Genomic DNA, 16,026 nt, shown 5'->3' with positions numbered 1-16,026 from the left:
TCCAAAGCTTTTCTTGGCAGTATACGTATTCGACAAAGAATGTTCAGGGGGCGGGTATCAACGGCTCTGCTGGGTGTAGCGCCGGGTGGATTTGAGTGACTGGCAAAATCGGTTTATCGCTTGAAACAGGTAAAGCATCAGCGCGGCTAAGGCCCAGCAAAACGCGATAGTGGTTAGGTCGTGGGAGATAAAGTGTGCGCCGCGCAGCTGCTGGGCGATGCCGAAGACGAGCCCGAGCAAAGCGCCGGGTAACAGTGCCAGATAGAAGGCGCGGCTGCGGTAAGGAAAGATAAATGCCAGGCAGAGCCAGGCGTAGCCGCCGGAGGAGTGGCCCGCGGGATAGCAACTGGCCACCGGCAGTTCTGTCGAAAACAGCTGCCAGATATCGACCCAGTGCCGGTCGCCGCCAAACTCGGTCAGGTTCTGTGGGCAGGGCAGCGTGGTGTGATGTTTCAGGTAACTGATCAGAGCGGTGCTCAGCAGCGTACACAGCACTACAAAAAGAAAGCGCAGGCGCCAGGGTTTCAGTTGTGGCACTACAAGCGCAGCCAGCAGCAGGAACACGGAGAGGAAAAACAGCCGCTTGACCAGCCAGCGGCCGCCCTCGTGGATCAGGTCGTAGAGCAGGTAACTGTTGTGCCAGGGGAAGGTGCCACCTGATCCGCCTTCCAGAGAGTAATAGATCGACCTTTCCAGTAGCAGGTCCAGCCGGGAAAACTGACATAACAGCGCGAGGCCAAACAAGGTCAGTGTGATCCAGAGGCTGGTGCGGAAAGGAATCGGGGCTTCGCTCATCGCAGGGCTCTTGTTATTGGTTTGATCTTTGGGGGTGATCTTCGCAGGCACCAAGCTAAGGTTTCAGGCTTAAGGCGGGCTTAAATCTGCAGTGTCACGCGCGCAGTGGGCATACCAGGGCACGGTGATTGCGACGATCTGTATGTGTATGATGTTTCGAAGAAGTTTTCACTTCCCTCGCTTCAAGAGCCGGGGAACTCGTCGTTTACAGGAAGAGCTAAATGAACCAGGCCGAGCCGGGACAGGCGACCATCAGAATCAAAAATCTGCGACTGAGAACCTACATCGGGATCAACGATGAGGAGAAGCAGAAACTGCAGGATGTAATCATCAACGTGCTGATCCGCTACCGCGTGCGCAGCGCCATTCAGCATAACGATATCGATCATGCGCTGAACTACCGCACCATCAACAAGGCGATCATCAACCATGTAGAGGGCGGCAGATTCCTGCTGCTGGAGCGCATGGCGAGTGAAGTGCTGGCGCTGGCGATGGAGGATCCGATGGTCTGCTTTGCTCAGGTGGAGATCGACAAGCCCCATGCCCTGCGTTTTGCCGACTCCGTTTCGATCACCCTGTGTGATCGCCGTGATTGATACGGCGTTGCGTTAACTGCTGGAGAGCTGGACTTTGGGATGCTGACCGAAACCGAAATCAAGTTACGCCTGCCCGATCCGCTGGAGGTCGATCCAACGTCTCTGCCCATATTCCAGCAGCGACGAAGCGGTGGCTGGAAACAGGTTGAGCTGTTCAATCAGTATTACGACACGCCGGGTCTGGCGCTTGATCGAGCCGGTTATGCCCTGAGGCTGCGCCGAGATGGTGATCAGATTATCCAGACTTTCAAGGGCCGTGGTGAAAGCCTGGCCGGTTTCAGTGTCCGTGACGAATGGGACTGGTACCTCGACAGAGACCAGCTTGATCTGCAGCGGTTGGCCGAGCTTGATCTACCCGAAGTGCTCAATAGTGAAACTGTGTCCGCTTTGACGCCGCTGTTCCGAACCGATTTCCAGCGTACCAAAGGGCTGCTTAACTGGAGTTTTGCAGGTCAGCCGGTCGAGGTTGAGGTCGCCCTGGATCTGGGGGAGGCGACAGCTGAGGGGCAGGCATCTGGGATTTGTGAACTGGAACTTGAACTGCGCCAGGGTCCAGCGGAAGCGTTGTTTGCTTTTGCCCGCGAACTGGCTGCTCAATTGCCGATCATGCCCTGGGACAGCGCCAAGGCTGAACGCGGCTATCGTCTCGTAGACCCACAGCGAATGCCTGCGACGCCAACCTTGGATAAGGCAGTATTCAATCAGCCATTGGCGCAAGCGCTACCCGTACTGGGAAGCTATCTGCTTGCTAATGCGCAGTCCGCCTCAGAGCAGCTTTCGTTGGGTGTGGCAGGGGCGTCAGGTTCCGTTGAGCATGCGCTCGCGCTTATGGCGGAGTTTGAGCATCTGCTGCAATGCGCTGGAGTTGAAATTGCTGCCGAGTTTGGTGGCCTGGCGGAGCGCCTGCGTCGGGAACTCTTTGTGGATATGCCTATAGATGCTGAGTATCAGGCCGAGCTGTTTAGTCGATTACAGCGACATTGTGGCTGGGGCGTGCTGATGCTCGGCTGCAGCGAAAGGCTCTTTCTCTGGCGCCTTTCAGGGGGTAAGGGGCTAGCTGAAGGTTGTGCTTCCTCGCTGGCCGAGCTCTGCAGTGGCACTGCAACGCTTTGCGGGTTGGATCGTCTCAGGAGCGAAACATGAGCGACAAACCGAGCATCCTGATCACCGGCGGCGCCCAGCGCCTGGGTCTGCATTGCGCCAAACGTCTGGTGGAAGAGGGTTACCCGGTGATTATCACCTGTCGACATCTACGCAAGGAGTGGGAGTTATCTCCGCTGGAGGGTGTCGAGGTTATTCTGGCTGACTTTTCCACCGTGGATGGTATTCAGGCACTGATCGATGAGATCGACAGGCGTAAGCTGACACTTCGGGCCATTATCCATAATGCGTCGGACTGGATGGATGACAGCGCGGGTGCGCAGGCTATGCAGCAGATGATGATGGTGCATGTGCAGGCCCCCTATTTGATCAACCAGGCGGCAAAGCGCTGGTTTGAGGCGGAAGGGGGCGGTGACATTATCCATATGACTGATTTTATCGCCCGTCAGGGCAGCCCCCGGCACATAGCCTATGCAGCGTCCAAGGCAGCACTGGAAAACCTCACGCTCTCGTTTGCCGGCCTGCTTGCGCCAGGAATCAAGGTAAACAGCATCGCGCCATCAATGATTCTGTTTAATGCCGATGATGACGAGGCCTATCGAACCAAGACCCTGGCCAAGTCAGCGTTGGGAATAGAACCTGGCGCAGAGGTGGTTTTCCAGGCGGTACGCTATCTGCTGGATAACCCTTATGTCACCGGTAGTTGCCTGGAGCTCAATGGCGGCCGTAACGTTAAGAAGCGTTGAATGGCGAGATCAGAGAAAGAGTGCCATGCTGTAATGTGGTAATAGAAGTGTATTCAGATATATACGGTTTCATCATCAGGCCTTAATCTGAATATGAAAGGTCTTATTTAGATCAGGTTAAATAGAGTAAATCAGCAACGCTGTTCATTGTGCAAACGGCCTTGTGCTATATTCCGGGGATGAAGCACTAATCTCCTAAGGGCTAATTTAGGGCCGTATCGGATAAGCTTCCGCAAACCCGGATCCTTTCTCGAAAAGGCAAACCCCGAGTAATCGGGGGACGCAAAGCCGCGGGTCCCTGTCGGGACGGCTGGGCTGTCGAAGGAGAGTGAACTGAGAAGAGTCCACCACTTCTGAGGATCTGAAGTATGTCGTTTACTTTTGGAGACGCTCAGACTCAATAACCTGTTCTGAGCGAGTCTTGGGGTTAGGGTGAACCGGCTTTCGAGGTACACCTCTTTAATGTTTGTGACGAGCGCGATATGAACAGAGCTGAAACCGGTGAAAGCAAAGAGACCGGGCCGCTGAAAATTCTATTTATAGATCCTCACTCTGCATTTGTGACTTGGGGCAGTGGTCTCGTTCAGGAGGGCTGTAACTGGGAGATCGTGCGTAATGACGATCAACGGGTTGCCCTTGAGCTGCTCAGGCAGACTGCGTTTGATGCAGTGATCGTAGGTGCGATCTCTAGCTTCGAGCGCGAGATAGGTATCCTCAAGCAGGTTTCTCAGATCAAACCGAAAGTCGCCCGAATTCTACTATCCCCGCCGTTAAGTTCTACCAAGCTGGCTAAAGCTCTGGATGTGGTGCATCGCACGATCTTCCAGGGGGCGAGTATCGAAGAGATTATCGCTTCCGTTGAGCAGACCGTGCTGGTAACCCGTCAGCTATACAGGGATAAGGTAGTGCGTTCCTTTGGCGCATTTCGCCAGCTGCCCTCTTCGCCATCCATATACCGGGAGTTGAGCAACGCGCTCAGTAGCGAGCGCACCAACACCCGCGACATAGCCATTATTGTTGAGCGAGACCCTGCGCTCGCTGTTCGGATTATACGTCTGGTTAACTCCAGCTATTTCGGTCTGAACCGCACTATATCCAGCCTGACAGAAGCCCTGACTTTACTGGGGGTGCGTACCGTTCGCGGGCTGGCGCTGTCGGGTCATCTTAACGCTCACTATCCGGATGATTCCGGCTGGAAGCTGTTCTCCTTTGACCGGATGAACCAGCGAGCGCTCAGTGTTGCCCGTCTGGCGCAGGAGATTGCGACTCCGTTCGCCAAAAACAATCCGGCATTGAAGGATCAGGCGTTTCTGGCGGGCCTGCTGCTGGATGTGGGTATGCTGATGCTGGCAGCGGAGCAGGGGGAAGGGTATCTGAAAGTGCTGCGTTTTGCGGCGCGTAAAAAACAGCCGCTGCATCTGGTTGAGCGTATGGCTTATGGCGTCACCCATGCGGAGCTGGGTGCTTACCTGCTGGATATGTGGAATTTGTCGCCCCAGGTTGTAGAGGCGGTGATGATGCACCATAACCCGGAAGAGTCTGTCGGACAGACCTTTAATGCCCTCTGTGCGGTTCATATTGCCGATGCCTTGCTACCAACGATCGATAATGAGCTCGGCGTGGATCTGTCCGCCACGCTGAGTGAGGAATATATCGAGCGTATGGATGTAAAGGCGCACATGCCTACCTGGAAAATGGCCGCCAACGCCTATCGCATCAGAATGCGTGACTCAGAGCGGAGCGAGTCTGCCTGAGGCTCTGTTGTGTCAGATGAGCCATCGCCAGATGTGGCGGTGGTGTGAAACTTGCAGATTCAGAGGTGAGGGCGCTTAAAAGCGCATAGATTAGCCTACAGGAGGACCTTACAGAGGTTGCTTCGAATGCTGGGGCCTCGTCGATACGAAGCCGCTAAGCGACCAAGCTGGGTAAAGCCGATCAGCATCTAAGAATTTATCGGTATACCGGCATGTTATGTTTTTGATTTTTAATCGTAATACCCAAAAAACTCCGCGTTTCACGCCAATGCTTTCCGCCTTGGCGGGCTCTATATCAGGCCTATCTCCAACCCGCGTTAGCGGCCCATACCCTATCCTCATTCCAGACGTTGGCAGCCTGTGTGCTTTGTTTGCACCGTATTTGTGCGCAATGCGACACAGGCAGGAAAAAGTGTGCTCTTTTGAACCGTTGAACAGCCCGGGCGCAATATTGTTCGCCCGCTGTTCCGGTGCTCAGCCACGTCTGGCCCCGATCCACGAGAAGGAGTCAAAACGATGATTTTAGCGACCGATCTGGATGGTACGTTTCTTAGCGGCAATCCTGACGACCGGGCTCGTCTTTATCAACTGATCAATGCTCACCCCGGCATTCGTCTGGTCTTTGTCACCGGGCGTGGCCTGGAGGCGGTGATGCCGCTGTTGTCAGACCCTGGGATTCCCGAGCCGGAGTACATCATTTGTGATGTGGGGGCGACTGTGATCGATGGGGCCACGTTGCAGCCTGTCTCTGAGTTGCTGGAGCAGATCGAGCAGAATTGGCCCGGCGAGTTCCCGATCGTGCAGGCGATGGAAAAATTCGAAAACATTCGCCGTCAGGAAGTGCCTCAGACCCGTCGCTGCTCCTGGTTCTGTGAGCGTGATGCGGTGACGGATGAAGTACGCCAGATCGCAAAGGATCTCGGCTGCGACTTGCTGTACTCCTCCAACTACTACCTGGACTTTCTGCCCAAAGGTGCCAATAAGGGCGCTACCTTGAGCCGCCTGGTTAGTTTCATGGAGGAGCACCCGGATGATGTGCTCTGTGCCGGCGATACCCTGAATGATCTGCCGATGCTCGATGGTACCTTCAAGGGAGTCTGTGTCGGTGGCTCTGAGCAGAGCCTGCTGGAAGCGACCGAGAAGAACGCCTGGATTCTGCATACGGAGGAGCCCGGCTGTGGCGGGATCCTTGAAGCGATGAGCCATTTCGGCTTCCTCGGGCCTCAGGGTGTGGCTCATGAGGGGTTCGATGACACCGAACGCGGTACCTCGGATCTGGTGATGGTCTATCATCGTCTGCCCTATGAAGAGGTGCGTGAGAAGGGCAAGGTTCGACGCCAGCCGCACAGTTCCCCCAATGGTATTCTGCCCACGCTGCTCAGCTTCTTTGGCGATGGTACCCGAGGCGCCTGGATCGCCTGGAGTATCGATGATGGCACCGAAGAACCTTTTGTTACGCATACCAGCGTCGACAAAGAGGCCTACCCCAACCTGATCTGCTCCCGTGTTCCACTGCTCAAGGAAGATGTGGATATCTTCTACAAGCGTTTCTCCAAGGAAGCGTTCTGGCCCATGCTGCACACCTTCTGGGAGCGCGCGGAGTTCCGTGAGGATCATTGGGAGGTGTTCTGCGAGGTGAACCGCAAGTTTGCTGAAAAGGCCGCCGAGGAAGCTGCCGAGGGCGCTCTGGTCTGGATCCATGATTACAACCTCTGGATGGTACCGGCGTACCTGCGTGAGCGGCGCCCGGATCTCAAGATCGCCTTCTTCCACCATACTCACTTCCCCTCCGCGGATATCTTCAACGTGGTGCCCTGGCGTCGAGAGATCGTTGGCAGCTTGCTGCAATGCGACTATGTCGGCTTCCATATCCCGCGCCAGGTGGAAAACTTTGTCGATGTGGTACGTGGCGTGATGCCGTTTCAGGTGCAGGAGCGTCAGCCCTGTGCGCCGCGCTTTTTGACCTATGGCTGTGCGGCTGGCCTTGGTGAAATGACCACAGAGATCGAGACGACTCACCGTACCATTCGCCTGGGCGCCCATCCGGTCGGTCTGGATATCGACCGGATGAAGCAGGCGTTGGATTCCCGTGCCTATCGCAAGCAGAAGCGTCTGCTGGAAGAGGATGTAGGTGTCAAAGGGGATGGGCAGGTGATTCTCTCGGTTGAACGTCTGGATTACACCAAAGGCGTGCTACCGAAACTGCTGGCGTTCGAGAAGATGCTCGATGCCCACCCGGATATGCTCAATGAGGTCACCCTGGTGATCATCTGTGTGCCGGCGGCGCAGGAGATCAAGGTTTACCAGGAATTGGTGGCGGATATCGAGCAGGCGGTGGGGCGTATCAACGGACGCTTTGCACAGGTGGGCTGGACGCCGATCCGTTACTACTACCGCGGTTTCCCGATGCAGCAGCTGACCGCTTTTTATGAGCGTGCTGACGTCATGTGGATCACACCGCTGCGTGATGGCCTGAACTTGGTCGCTAAAGAGTTTGTCGCGATTCAGGGGCTCACAGAAGGTGCGGGTCGTCTGGTGCTTTCGGAATTTACCGGAGCGGCAGCCGAGCTGCATGGCGCGCTGCTGACCAACCCGCACGATCTGCATGATCTGGCGGAACGCTGTTACCAGGGGCTGGTAATGACGCCGAGCGAAGCCGCCACCCGTATCCGCCTGCTTTACGATATCGTCACCTATCACGATATCCGTCGTTGGGGGGCGGAGTTTATTGCCGGGGCGCGAAACGAAGAGAAAAAACCGGAGCCGAGCGAAATGGATGCGTTGATCACTCCGGCCTGACTTGAGCCCGCCGGAGTGGGTCGAATATGGTTTATTCGGCCGGCTCTGGTGCCGGCCCCATCTGCAGTAACAGGCGGATCGCCGGTGCGAGCAGGGCGCAGCCAAACATCACCAGGGTCATCGGCAGAGGTGTGCCATCCGCAAACAGGCTGGCAACTGAGCCCGCAAGAGAACCGAAGGCAAAGCCGCAGGCACCCATGAGCGCCGTGGCCGTAGCGCTGTTACGCGGGAAAAAGTCGGTGATCCCGGCCATGGAGTTGGCGCTGACCAGACCGTGGCAGCCAAAGAACAGCATCACCAGCGGAATAAACAGGAAAATGTTCAGTGAGTCGCCGCCAAGGGCAACGAACAGTAACAGCGCCGCGCCTGTAATCAACTGGACCACCTGGCCGCCCAGTAACAACTTACGGGGCGCGTGTTTACCCAGCAGGCGGATGTTGAGCTTGTTCATCACCAGTACCGAGAAAACGTTGGCGCCGAACGCGAAAGGGTAGACCGACTCTGACAGGTTGAAATATCCCATGTACACCGACGGCGAGCTGGTGATAAAAGCAAACAGACTGCCGTAGCCGAAACAGGCGGATGCCAGGTATCCCACGGCATGGCGGTTCTTCAATACCATCCAGTAGCGCCTGATCGCATTGGGCCGATCTTTCTGCACCACTCGGGTTTCTGGCAGAGAGCGGTAAATCACGACGGCGATAATGGCACCGTAGATCAACAGCAAACCGAAGATCATGTGCCAGCCCAGCGTTTGCAGCACCAGGCTACCCAGGATCGGCGCCATCAGCGGTGCCAGCATCAGAATCACGGCCATACGTGACAGTGTCTGCGCGCTCTCGCGACCACTATAAAGGTCACGCACAATAGCCGGGGTGTTCACCACGGTCATGCCGCCTCCCAGGGCCTGCAGAATACGGAAACACCAGAGCCACTCCACGTTGGGCGTAAACATGATCGCCAGCGAGCCGGTAAGAAACAGGCTAAGGCCGGTGAAGATACCCACGCGACGGCCGAAGTGATCGGAGAAGGGGCCGCCGAACAGCTGGCCGAGAGAAAACCCGAGCAGAAAGAAGCTGATAGACAGTTCTACCTGATGCACACTGGCTCCCAGTGACTCGGCGATGGTGGGTACCGCCGGTAGATAAGCATCGGTGGCCAGCGGTGCCAACGCTGTCAGTGCCGCCAGAATAAAGAGAAAGCCGGGTATATGTAGGCTTTTAATGCCTGCTGTCATTCATGACTCCGAAAAAGTGAAAGCTCCGGCGCCTTGGGTGGAAAAGCCGGAGTAAGCGAACGTTGGTGGTGAAGCGGCACTGAAGGTTTAATTGGCGGGCCTGGATATCGTTATGGGCGGCCCAAGACCTGTGCTTCGGGGTAAAATGATAATGTAATATACATTACACTATTGATCTGCGTCCAGTATCTGACCTTGGCGCTCTGGTATAAAGGTGCGGTTATAACGCATGGCTAATTCGGATTTATGTCAGCACGGACGCCCGACCGGTGGAAAAGTATGAGTAATCCCGAACAGTGTAACGACAACCAGGCGATGACTCCGAAAGGGCGTGAACGCCAGCGGCGAATTCTGGATGCGGCCCGCGAGGTGTTTCTCGAGCAGGGCTTCGAAAACGCCAGTATCGGCGAAATCATGAAACGGGCCGGCGGTTCCATGAGCACGCTCTATCGCTGCTTTGGTAACAAGCTGGGCCTGTTTGAAGCGATGATGCAGCAGGCTACCAACGACCTCTTCGACAGCGTCGATGATCGTGTCGTATGGCATGACGGTCTGGAAGAGGGGTTGAGAAGCTTTGGTCGCCGCTTCATTGAACAGATTAATACTCCCCACGCGATCGCGCTGTTTCGTCTGGTGATATCGGTCAATGGCGCTGACCGTGAAGATATTCAGCGGATTTTCTACGCTAACGGCCCTGAAAGGGTGCGTAGCCGGCTAACCGAGTTTCTGCGCAGCCAGGCCGATAAAGGACGCCTGAAAGTCGACAGCTGCGAGCTTGCAGCAGGGCAGTTCATCGATCTGATCAAGGAGCCCTGGCATCAGCAGGCTCTGTTCGGCGTCGCTTACCCGCCAGATCTGCCGGAAAAAAGCCTGGAGCAGGGAATTGCCATATTCCTTGATGGCACGAGGATCAAAGAGCTCTGACGAGCGAACGAAAAAAGACCGGTGAGGCGTGTCGCCAACCACCGGCCTGGGAAGAAAAAGGATATGATGAACTCGAGTCTATCAAGAATAGAACGGAGGTTGAATCGGGATTCTGGCCCCGAAATCCAGTAGCTGAAAGCAAACTACTGAATGCTTCCACTACTGATTGAAAACTAGTCAATCTTCTAAAATTGGTGTAGAAAATTTCACCAATAAAAAGCCTGACAACCCACCATGTCGGGGTTTACAATTCGCCGCGCTTCTGACCTTACGGCCAGGTTCCTGGTCCAGTTGCTTAACGTCCCTTTCGGTGATCCGCCGCGGGGCCCTAATCCGAGAAAATCCAATGCAGTGCGTGTCGTTTGATGCGTTTCGTACGCTTGGCCTGCCGGATGTCCGCTATATCAAACCGGAACATATGTTTCGCCATAAAGCGGAGATCGCAGAGGCCCAATGGGTGCTTTTTCCCGAGTACTGGCAGCTCGGCGGTATTCTTTTCGGCTTGAAAAGTCGGATCTTTCCCAGTCTGGCGACCTATATGATCGGTCATGACAAGGTTGAGATGAGCCGTGCTTTCGAGATGGTGGCGCCGGGCAATATGCCCTGGACGCTGATCGAACCGAATACCGAGAGTGGCGCCGAGCGTATCTGGTCGCAGATGGTACTGCCTTTTGTTGCCAAGTTGCCGAAGGCATCGATGGGACAAGGCGTTTGGCTGATACGCACGCAGAAGGATTGGAACGCATACCGCAGCCGCACTGATGTGCTTTACGTGCAGGAACTGCTTCCGATCGACCGGGATCTGCGGATTATCGTCATCGGTGATCGGGTTATCAGCGGTTTCTGGCGCTTGCAGGGCTTCGACGGGTTTCACAATAACCTGTCTCAGGGCGGCAAAGTGGATGCAGAGACGCCTCTGCCCGCAGCGGCTATTGAGCTGGCGTTAACACTGGCGAAAAAGCTCGACGTTAATCACGCCGGCTTCGATATCGCGATGGTTGATGGCCATCCCTATGTGCTGGAGTTTAACCGGCTGTTTGGCAATACCGGCCTGCCGGGGCTGAATGAAAAGGTGTCGGAAGCGATAAAAGAGTACCTGATCGCACAGGATCAATCAGATGATCCGGATGACGATCCCAAAGAACCCACACCACCGTTGAAGGTTGCTGTATGAACAAGATTTTTTTCCAGGCGCTCAAGAAAGCGTTCAACCAGTCTGTTAACACCTGTGTTAACCGCCAGGCTCAGATCCTGGCCGACGATATTCGTCGTGCCGATCGTAATGCCGTGGAGTTCGAGGCGCTGCGGAAGCAGACCAAGAGTACCGGCCAGATTCAGGGCTTCGGCCAGGCCAACGCCATGTGATCCAGTTGTAGCGCTTCCCGCCTGCAGCAGCTGATCAAGCCCCGGTTGCAGGTAGCAGCCGGGGGCTTTCCTCTCGCTTTTCACCGCATCCACCAGCCAACATTCCGTTTCACCCGCCAGATAATCGATCAGCCCGACACCGGGTCGATCTAGAGCAATCAGCTCAACATCCTTTCTCTCGCCAAGCCTTTCCGACAGCCGTTCGATCACCGTCCACCCCAGACGATCATCACCGTTCGGTGAGCCGATACCGATAATCTTCAGTTTGTCGCTCATCTACGCTCTAGCTTTAGCTGCAGAAAATGGGTGGCGCAGGATATACAGGGATCGTAGTTGCGAATCACCTTTTCGCAATGAAGCCGCAGTTCCTCTTCGCTACGGTCAAGACCGAACGCCTGCAGTGAATGGTGCAGGTCCTGCTCGATACGTGCCTGGTTCTGGCTGGTGGGAGGAACGATACGCGCTGAGTGGATCAGCCCCTTTGCATCGGTTTCATAGCGATGCCAGAGCAGTCCGCGGGGCGCTTCCGTCATGCCGTAGCCAACGCCCTCGCGGGGTGTGATTTCAATGTAGGGGCGGTCCGGCAGGTGATAGCTGCCGCTGATTGCCAGCGCTTCTTCGATAGCGATCTCGATCTCAACGGCGCGGGCGAGCATGCTGTGAAACATGTTCTGGCTGGGAAAACTAACCCCTTTGTTTTTTAGTCTTGCAGTGATTGAAGCAGGCAGGTGTGTGCTGTTGAGGTTCAAGCGGGCGAGGGGGCCGACCAGGTAGGGTCTGTTATGAAGGAACGACCAGAGCGCGGTGGAGTGTGGAGCCTGTTCCTCACGGAAGTATTGTTCCCATTGCTGGGCGCTAATATCCAGGCCCTCCGAGCTGGTCAGGCGGCCGGTATGAAAGGGGTATTCAGTGGTGTTGGTCATCGCCACCGATATAAAGTTATCCACCACTTCTGGCATCGGCAGTGAAGCACACCAGTCCGTCAGCGCCTGGGCTTCAGGTTTGAGCTGCTGTAGCTTTTCATGCAGCCGTTCCATGGCTAGGGTATCGGGTGCATGGTGAAAGCCCCCGACACGAGCGCCCACCGGGTGTACCGAACGTCCGCCAAACAGCTTAATCAGCTCGTTGCCCAGCGCCTGAAGGGCCAGCCCACGACGGGCTTCATCCGGGTGTTTTTCCGCCATGCCGATCACGCTGTCAAAGCCCAGGTAGTCGGGCAAGGCCAGCAGGTGGATATGCAGAGCATGGCTCTGGATCCACTCTCCGCAGTAGAACAGGCGGCGCATGCGCTGGACCCAGTCGGAGGGTGTGACGTCGAAAGCCATCTCCAGTGCCTGAACTGCACTCATCTGATAGGCCACCGGGCAGATACCACATATACGCGCGACAATATCCGGCACTTCATGCCAGGCGCGCCCTTCCAGAAATTTCTCGAAATAGCGCGGTGGTTCAAAGATCGACAGCTGCAACTGTTCAATACGCCCTTGGTCGATCTTAAGGGTAAGTGAGCCTTCGCCTTCAACCCGAGTCAGCGCCGGAACATCGATCCGTATTCGTCGCTTATTGCCCATCCTTCTCCTCCCCGGTTGCTCGTGCGGCAAGCCCCGCTTCATTGAAGGCAGGGCTTGCGCTGTTGATCAGCAAAAAACGCCGGGCGATGGCATCGGGCAGCAGCCCCATACCGGCAAAACGGCGGCTCAGGCTTTGGGTATTGCTGTTTTCCGAGGGGCCATAGCAACCGTAGCAGTCACGTCCAAAACTTGGGCAGAGCGCGCCGCAGCCGGTGCGGGTGACAGGTCCCAGGCAGGGCTTGTCTTCGGTGACCATCACGCAGACCTTCTGCTGGCGCTTGCACTCCAGGCAGAGCTTTTCGCTGTTATCGAACGGCGGCACGCCGAACAGTAGTGCGTTGATGCAGGCTACCAACTGACGACTATTGATCGGGCAGCCCCAGAGTTCGTAGTCGACCCGCACTTCTTGAGCGATGGGGCGCGCATGTTTAAGGGTGTTGATAAATTCGGGCTGGGCGTAAATCGCGTCACGCCATTCGTCATGTTTGTTATCCAGGTTGCGTAGCGCCTGTAAGCCTCCGGCGGTGGCGCAGGCACCGATACTGACCAGATAGCGACTGTTCTCACGTACCTTACGGATCCGCTCCACTTCATCCGGTGTGGACAGGCTGCCCTCAACAAAGGCGATATCAACCGGGGTGTCAGGGGCGTCCAGACCGGCTTCAAGAAAGTGAGTCAGCTGAACACGCTGGCTTAGCGTAATCAGGTTTGCGCCCAGATTAAGAAACGCCAGTTGGCAACCATCGCAGGAGCTGAACTTATGCACTGCAATGCGGGGCTTTTCTCCAAAGGGCTTCATCAAAATCCCCTTGTACCGAGCAGGTCGCGTACCTGCGGATAATTAAAGACCGGGCCATCGCGACAGATAAACTTGGCGCCGAACTGGCAGTGGCCGCAGTGGCCGACAGCGCACTGCATATTGCGCTCCATGCTGAGCCAGATCCGGTCCGCATTAAGCCCCAGCTCCATGAGCCGTTCGGCAGAGGCGCGCATCATCGGTTCGGGGCCGCAGAGAAATGCGATGGCGCGGTCCGGTTGTAACCGAAGTTTATCCAGCAGGCCTGTGACCATGCCGGTATGCCAGTGCCAGCGGGCGCTTGCCTGGTCGGCAGCCAGCAGTACCTGGGTATCGGGCTGCTGCGACCAATGCTCATACTGCTCATGCCAGATCAGATCATCAGCATGTTTCACGCCCTGAACCACGGAAATATGGCCATAGAGTTCACGCTGACGCATCAGGTCATGGACGACCGAGACCGCTGGTGCGCAGCCCAGACCGCCGGTGATGATATGCACATCCTGGCCGCGGGCGCGCTGCATCGGCCAGCCCTGTCCGTAGGGGCCGCGAAGTCCCAGACGGTCTCCAGGCTGCAGCCGCACCAGGGCGCGGGTAACACGACCGACGGCGCGGATGGTGTGATCCAGCAGCAGCGTCTGATCGAGAAAGCCCTGGGGACCTGACTTGATAGAGATAGGCACTTCACCCACCCCGTAAAGGTAGAGCATATTGAACTGCCCAGGCGCGCAGTAGAACCGATGGCGCGCATCGGCATCGGTAAGGCGCAGCCGCAGGGTGACGATGGTGGGCGTTTCCTGAATCCGCTCCACCACTTCGGCCTCGAGAGGCAGATAGGGATTCACGGTCAGTTTTCCTTGCCGCTAGGGGGGGTACAGATCGCCGCCAGCTCCTCGGTCGGATCGATTCCCACCGGGCACCAGGTGATACAACGGCCACAGCCGACGCATCCGCTGCGGCCATATTGTTCGTGCCAACTGCCGAATTTGTGGGTCAGCCACTGACGATAGCGCTGGGAGGTTTCCTGACGCAGGGTGATACCGTGCAGGTAGCTGTGGCCGGGGCTGAAACAGGAGTCCCACTGACGCTCATGCCCGGTCTTCGTGCCGGAGATATCCGGCACATCGTTTTCGCTGTGGCAGAAGCAGGTGGGACAGACCTGGGTGCAGTTGCCGCAGCTCAGGCAGCGTTCGGCAACCTCCTGCCAGCGCGGGTGATCCAGGTTGGTGAATAAACTGTGCTGCAGGTCCTCGCCCGGTAGCTGACGTAACTGCTGGGCGGCGGAGTCGGTCACCTCTTTTTGGGCTTGGGTGAACGCTTTGGCATCGCCAGGCTCCAGAGTGAGCCGCTGCACTATGGCTTCACCGTTGATACTGCCGGGGCTGACAAAATAGCCGTGATCGGTTTCGTACAGTGAGATATCGAAGCCGCTGTCTACTTCCGGACCATCGCCGGTGGCCGCACAGAAGCAGGTATCGGCCGGGTGGGTACAGCTGATGGCTACCAGAAACAGGCGCTGGCGTCGGGCCGTGAAGTAAGGGTCAAGCTGATCGCCCTGGAAGTGCTGTTCCTGGAGTTTAAGCGCCGCCAGGTCGCAGGAGCGTACTCCAATCACTGCCAGGGGTTCGGTTTCGGTAGGCGCTTCGCGAAAGCGCAACCCTCCCTCTGCCGTGACTTCGGAATACCAGAGATTTTCTCGGGGAGCGAAGGTAAGGGGCTTTAAGGCCTGGGGGCCATTGGCCCAGCTGAAATAACGCGGGGAGTCGGTCTGTTGCAGCTGGTATCGGCCCGGTGCCTGGGTTTGCACTATGCCGCGGGGCAGGGCGTTGATGTGCTCGATGGTTTCGAACAGCAGTGCGCCATCTTTGACCTGTGGGGCTACACAGCGGTAACCGCACTGGCTCAGCTGTTCGAGCAGGCTCTGAAACTCTTCCATCGGCAGGAAGCCGGGCGTACCCATAGGCGACATATCCCCCACGCTGTTCTTCATTATTATGGTTGGTACACAGCGTCCCTGCTGAAACCTGAATACAGGCTAATCCCACATAAAATAGAAGGTTGTGTCGGGCTGCACAAGCGGCTGCTTGTTCTAGTTATGCGCCGTTGCTAATATTTTTGGACCTATTCCTGATCGCCGTTATAGCTCAGCTGGTAGAGCAGCTCACTCGTAATGAGCAGGTCGGAGGTTCGAGTCCTCTTAACGGCACCAATCACCATTCTTTCCTGTGCCTACCTATTCCTTTATCCCTTGTGCCCATGCGGCGTACAGCCTAATCTCTGTGTTCAGCTATTCCCATACGTGCCCACCCTATCCGGGGGTGTCTGGGGGTATATCTAGGGGT

Annotated in this window: 14 protein-coding genes, 1 tRNA gene and 1 riboswitch; of the genes, 8 read left to right on the top strand and 7 right to left on the bottom strand. The window is 56.5% G+C overall.

All coding sequences use genetic code 11. The annotated features are described in order from the left end of the window. Positions 1-57 precede the first annotated feature (57 nt). On the bottom strand, positions 58-795 hold the full coding sequence (locus tag C4S72_RS11240) for a phosphatase PAP2 family protein (RefSeq protein WP_104003216.1): 738 nt from the start codon (positions 793-795) through the stop codon (positions 58-60). 221 nt (positions 796-1,016) lie between these two features. Here C4S72_RS11240 and folX point away from each other — a divergent pair, with 221 nt between their 5' ends. From folX to ggpS, 5 genes are all read left to right on the top strand, one after another. Further along, positions 1,017-1,391, top strand: a complete 375-nt coding sequence (gene folX, locus C4S72_RS11235; RefSeq protein ID WP_104003215.1) for a dihydroneopterin triphosphate 2'-epimerase — start codon at positions 1,017-1,019, stop codon at positions 1,389-1,391. Positions 1,392-1,430: 39 nt separating this feature from the next. Continuing rightward, entirely contained in the window at positions 1,431-2,534 is a 1,104-nt protein-coding gene (locus C4S72_RS11230) for a CYTH domain-containing protein (RefSeq protein WP_104003214.1), read from the top strand. Beyond that, entirely contained in the window at positions 2,531-3,238 is a 708-nt protein-coding gene (gene folM / locus C4S72_RS11225; RefSeq protein WP_104003213.1) for a dihydromonapterin reductase, read from the top strand. The genes C4S72_RS11230 and folM overlap by 4 nt, the downstream gene beginning before the upstream one ends. Before the next feature lie 247 nt (positions 3,239-3,485). Next, a riboswitch (cyclic di-GMP riboswitch) is annotated at positions 3,486-3,561 on the top strand. Positions 3,562-3,720: 159 nt separating this feature from the next. Further along, entirely contained in the window at positions 3,721-4,992 is a 1,272-nt protein-coding gene (locus C4S72_RS11220) for an HDOD domain-containing protein (RefSeq protein ID WP_104003212.1), read from the top strand. Positions 4,993-5,508: 516 nt separating this feature from the next. Beyond that, the gene (ggpS, locus tag C4S72_RS11215; protein WP_104003211.1) at positions 5,509-7,791 is read left to right on the top strand and encodes a glucosylglycerol-phosphate synthase; all 2,283 of its coding nucleotides are present in this window, start codon (positions 5,509-5,511) and stop codon (positions 7,789-7,791) included. 31 nt (positions 7,792-7,822) lie between these two features. Here the strand turns inward: ggpS and C4S72_RS11210 are convergent, their stop codons facing one another. Next, complete coding sequence (locus tag C4S72_RS11210) at positions 7,823-9,028, bottom strand: multidrug effflux MFS transporter (protein WP_104003210.1); 1,206 nt, start codon at positions 9,026-9,028, stop codon at positions 7,823-7,825. A gap of 279 nt (positions 9,029-9,307) precedes the next feature. On the opposite strand from C4S72_RS11210, the gene C4S72_RS11205 reads away from it, so the two are divergent. Together C4S72_RS11205 and C4S72_RS11200 are read left to right on the top strand one after the other, a co-directional pair. Then, the gene (locus tag C4S72_RS11205; protein WP_160115503.1) at positions 9,308-9,952 is read left to right on the top strand and encodes a TetR/AcrR family transcriptional regulator; all 645 of its coding nucleotides are present in this window, start codon (positions 9,308-9,310) and stop codon (positions 9,950-9,952) included. Between the two features lie 346 nt (positions 9,953-10,298). Further along, positions 10,299-11,126 (top strand): ATP-grasp domain-containing protein, encoded by an 828-nt coding sequence (locus C4S72_RS11200; RefSeq protein ID WP_104003208.1) that lies wholly within the window; start codon positions 10,299-10,301, stop codon positions 11,124-11,126. Here C4S72_RS11200 and C4S72_RS11195 read toward each other — a convergent pair. The 5 genes from C4S72_RS11195 to C4S72_RS11175 are packed head-to-tail and all read right to left on the bottom strand — an operon-like array spanning position 11,063 to position 15,644. Beyond that, a complete protein-coding gene (locus C4S72_RS11195; protein WP_104003207.1) occupies positions 11,063-11,593 on the bottom strand; it encodes a hydrogenase maturation protease in 531 nt (176 codons plus the stop codon). The two genes, C4S72_RS11200 and C4S72_RS11195, sit on opposite strands and share 64 nt — an antisense overlap. Further along, a complete protein-coding gene (locus C4S72_RS11190) occupies positions 11,590-12,888 on the bottom strand; it encodes a Ni/Fe hydrogenase subunit alpha (protein ID WP_104003206.1) in 1,299 nt (432 codons plus the stop codon). Before C4S72_RS11190 ends, C4S72_RS11195 begins: the two co-directional genes overlap by 4 nt. Next, a complete protein-coding gene (locus tag C4S72_RS11185) occupies positions 12,878-13,687 on the bottom strand; it encodes an NADH-quinone oxidoreductase subunit B family protein (RefSeq protein ID WP_104003205.1) in 810 nt (269 codons plus the stop codon). The genes C4S72_RS11190 and C4S72_RS11185 overlap by 11 nt, the downstream gene beginning before the upstream one ends. Then, on the bottom strand, positions 13,687-14,529 hold the full coding sequence (locus tag C4S72_RS11180; RefSeq protein ID WP_104003204.1) for an FAD/NAD(P)-binding protein: 843 nt from the start codon (positions 14,527-14,529) through the stop codon (positions 13,687-13,689). The genes C4S72_RS11185 and C4S72_RS11180 overlap by 1 nt, the downstream gene beginning before the upstream one ends. Before the next feature lie 2 nt (positions 14,530-14,531). After that, entirely contained in the window at positions 14,532-15,644 is a 1,113-nt protein-coding gene (locus C4S72_RS11175; protein ID WP_104003843.1) for a 4Fe-4S dicluster domain-containing protein, read from the bottom strand. A 173-nt stretch (positions 15,645-15,817) separates the two neighbouring features. Between C4S72_RS11175 and C4S72_RS11170 the strand changes: the two genes are divergently transcribed. Then, a tRNA-Thr gene (locus C4S72_RS11170) sits at positions 15,818-15,893 on the top strand. Positions 15,894-16,026 lie beyond the last annotated feature (133 nt).

The organism is Marinobacterium lutimaris (assembly GCF_900108065.1).
Lineage (GTDB): Bacteria > Pseudomonadota > Gammaproteobacteria > Pseudomonadales > Balneatricaceae > Marinobacterium_D > Marinobacterium_D lutimaris.
The sequence above is the reverse complement of the archived record's forward strand: the minus strand, read 5'-3'. Positions and strand labels throughout refer to the sequence as shown.